2 protein-coding genes and 1 pseudogene are annotated in these 3055 nt (G+C 70.0%); all 3 read left to right on the plus strand.

What is annotated here, in order from left to right; translation table 11 throughout:
* Positions 1 to 403: 403 nt before the first annotated feature.
* A complete protein-coding gene (locus ACOJUJ_RS08800) occupies positions 404 to 1243 on the plus strand; it encodes an SDR family oxidoreductase (protein WP_420126490.1) in 840 nt (279 codons plus the stop codon).
* Positions 1244 to 1330: 87 nt separating this feature from the next.
* Positions 1331 to 1507, plus strand: coding sequence for a CsbD family protein (locus ACOJUJ_RS08805; RefSeq protein ID WP_337245957.1), 177 nt, complete (start codon positions 1331 to 1333; stop codon positions 1505 to 1507).
* A 1321-nt stretch (positions 1508 to 2828) separates the two neighbouring features.
* A pseudogene (locus ACOJUJ_RS08810) lies at positions 2829 to 3055 on the plus strand (DUF411 domain-containing protein); the annotation flags it as partial.

Here is a 3055-nt window from a genome sequence, read left to right on the forward strand (position 1 = left end):
TGCGGTCTGTGCGAAGACAGGCGTGGCAAGGATGGCGGTGGCCAGCGTGGCCAGGGCCAGGCGGCGGGGGTGGGAATGGACGGCAAACGTCATCGTGCTGCGGAGCCCTCTGTGATCGTGGATCGTCGAGGTGCGCATGTCCGCCTGACCGCAGGCGCAATGCCGCGCCGCCGGACAGTGCCGGCAGCCACGCCACCTCGCCCTTCGCGTCCCCATCACATCCGGGAACGGGCGCGGATTAGACCAATGCAAATCTTAGGATCGTGTCGAGAAGTCGTAAGCGCGATGTCGCGATTCGGCCTGCAATCCCTGCAAGCCCATGCGCCCAGATGCCGTTGCAATCACCGGCGCGCCACGTGCACGCGCCTAGCGTGGCGCCTTCCCCCGACATGGAGACCAGACGATGAACCAGCCCGCACAGCAGCAGTCCGTGCCCGGCGTCGAGCGCAAACTCGATCCGCCTGCAGACCACGGCGAGAACAGCTATCGCGGCAGTGGGCGGCTGCAGGACAAGATCGCGATCATCACCGGCGGCGACAGCGGCATCGGCCGTGCGGTCGCGCTGGCCTACGCACGCGAAGGGGCGGACGTGCTGGTGAGCTACCTGAGCGAGGACGAAGATGCGCAGGAGACCCGGCGTCTGGTCGAAGCCGCAGGCCGGCGCTGCGAACTGGTCCCCGGCGACATCGCCGATCCCGCACATTGCCGCGCCATCGTGCGCAAAGCAGTCGAGGCCTTCGGCCGCATCGACGTGCTGGTCAACAATGCCGCCTACCAGATTACCTACGAATCACTCGACGAGATCCCCGACGACAAGTGGGACTACACCTTCCAGGTCAACGTCAGCGCGATGTTCCACCTGTGCAAGGCCGCAGTGCCACACATGAAGCCCGGCGCGTCGATCATCAACACCAGCTCGATCAACTCCGACAAGCCCAACCCGACGTTGCTGCCGTATGCGACGACCAAGGGCGCCATCGCCAACTTCACCGCGGGCCTGGCGCAACTGCTCGCCGACAAGGGCATCCGCGTCAACTCCGTCGCACCCGGCCCGATCTGGACCCCGCTGATCCCCTCGACACTGCCGCCCGATGCCGTCGCCGAGTTCGGCAGCCAGGCCCCGCTCAAGCGACCCGGGCAACCGGCCGAGTGTGCCCCGATCTACGTGCTGCTGGCGTCCGACGAAGCCAGCTACATGACCGGCGGGCGCTATGCAGTGACCGGCGGCATGCCGATTCTGTAACGAGGCTGTGTTTCTTCACCTCCGCGTGGCGGCGACAGGCGCATATCCCCTCGCAGCCTGCAATCCAGCAGGCGCGAGGAGGCTGTCGTGGACAAGAACCGCAGCGAAGGCATGAAGAACCAAGTCAAAGGCACCGCGAAGGAACTGGCAGGCAAGGCCACCGGTAACACCGCCAAGGAAGTCGCCGGCAAGGCGCAGAAGACCGTAGGCAAGGTACAGAGCGCCGTCGGCAAGGCCAACGACAACGCCCGCAAGGGCCGCTGACCCGTCTCCCTCCCCGCATCGCGGGGATAACGGTCCGCACCGCACCTGCGATACGCATCGCTTGTCTCCCTCCCCCGCATCGCGGGGGAGGGCTGGGGTGGGGGTGCCGTTCGCGAAAAGCCCCAGCCCCCACCCGATGCCTGCGGCATCGACCTCCCCCGCGAAGCGGAGGAGGCGACCGACCGCGCCGCACGCGCGAGCCGCATCGCTCGCTCAGGTCGCACCACTCACTCCCTCCCCGCATTGCGGGGGAGGGCTGGGGAGGGGGCGCCGTTCGCGAAAAGCCCCAGCCCCCACCCGATGCCTGCGGCCTCGACCTCCCCCGCGAAGCGGAGGAGGTGACCGACCGCGCCGCACGCGCGACTCGCATCGCTCGCTCAGGTCGCATCGCGTGTCTCCCTCCCCCGCATTGCGGGGGAGGGCTGGGGAGGGGGCGCTGTTCGCGACAAGCCCCCCCACCCGATGCCTTCCGGCATCGACCTCCCCCGCGCTGCGGAGGAGGTGGCTCGTCTGCGCTGCACTCTGGTCGCGCTGCACACGCAGGTCGCGCCGCTCGTCTCCCTCCCCCGCAAGGCGGGGGAGGGCTGGGGTGGGGGTACTGTTCGCGGCAAGCCCCAGCTCCCACCCGATGCCTGCGGCATCGACCTCCCCCGCGTTGCGGAGGAGGTGACCCGTCTGCGCTACGCACGCGCGGGTCGCATCGCTCGCACAGGTCGCGCCACTCATCTCCCTCCCCCGCAACGCGGGGGAGGGCCGGGGTGGGGGCGCTGTTCGCGGCAACCCCCAGCCCCCACCCGATGCCTTACGGCATCGACCTCCCCCGCGCGGCGGAGCAGGTCCCTCGTCTGCGCACCGCACGCGCGGGCCGCGCTCCACGCACAGGGCGCGCCGCTCATCTCCCTCCCCCGCATCGCGGGGGAGGGCCGGGGAGGGGGCGCTGTTCGCGACAAGCCCCAGCCCCCACCCGATGCCTACGGCATCGACCTCCGCCGCGCTGCGGAGAAGGTGACCCGTCTGCGCTACGCACGCGCGGGTCGTATCGCTCGCACAGGTCGCGCCGCTCCTCTCCCTCCCCCGCAACGCGGGGGAGGGCCGGGGTGGGGGCGCTGTTCGCGACAACCCCCAGCCCCCACCCGATGCCTACGGCATTGAACTCCCCGCGCTGCGGAGAAAGTGACCCGTCTGCACTACGCACTCGCGGGTCGCATCGCTCGCACAGGTCGCGCCGCTTTTCTCCCTCCTCCGCAACGCGGGGGAGGGCCGGGGTGGGGGCGCTCGCGCATAATCGGGCTGTCCTGTGACCGATTCCCGGAGTCCGAACATGCGCATCCATCCTCTCGCTTTGACGCTGTTGCTGCTGCCCGTCGCCGCCTGCACTGGCGCAGCGACACCCGCAGCGGCCGACACCGCCGCCGCGCCGGCTGTGGAGGCAGGCGCGACGCCGGTCGCGCAGGCCGCCGACACCCAGGTCCTGCCGCGCATGCGCGTGCACAAGACCGCGACCTGCGGCTGCTGCGGCAAGTGGGTCGAGCACATGCAGCGCGATGG

The sequence above is a fragment of the Longimicrobium sp. genome (assembly GCF_048594345.1).
Classification (GTDB): domain Bacteria; phylum Gemmatimonadota; class Gemmatimonadetes; order Longimicrobiales; family Longimicrobiaceae; genus Longimicrobium.

What these genes read in the sequence shown, in the direction of transcription:
- ACOJUJ_RS08800 (WP_420126490.1), top strand. Translation starts at nt 404, where the DNA reads ATGAACCAGCCCGCACAGCAGCAGTCCGTGCCCGGCGTCGAGCGCAAA.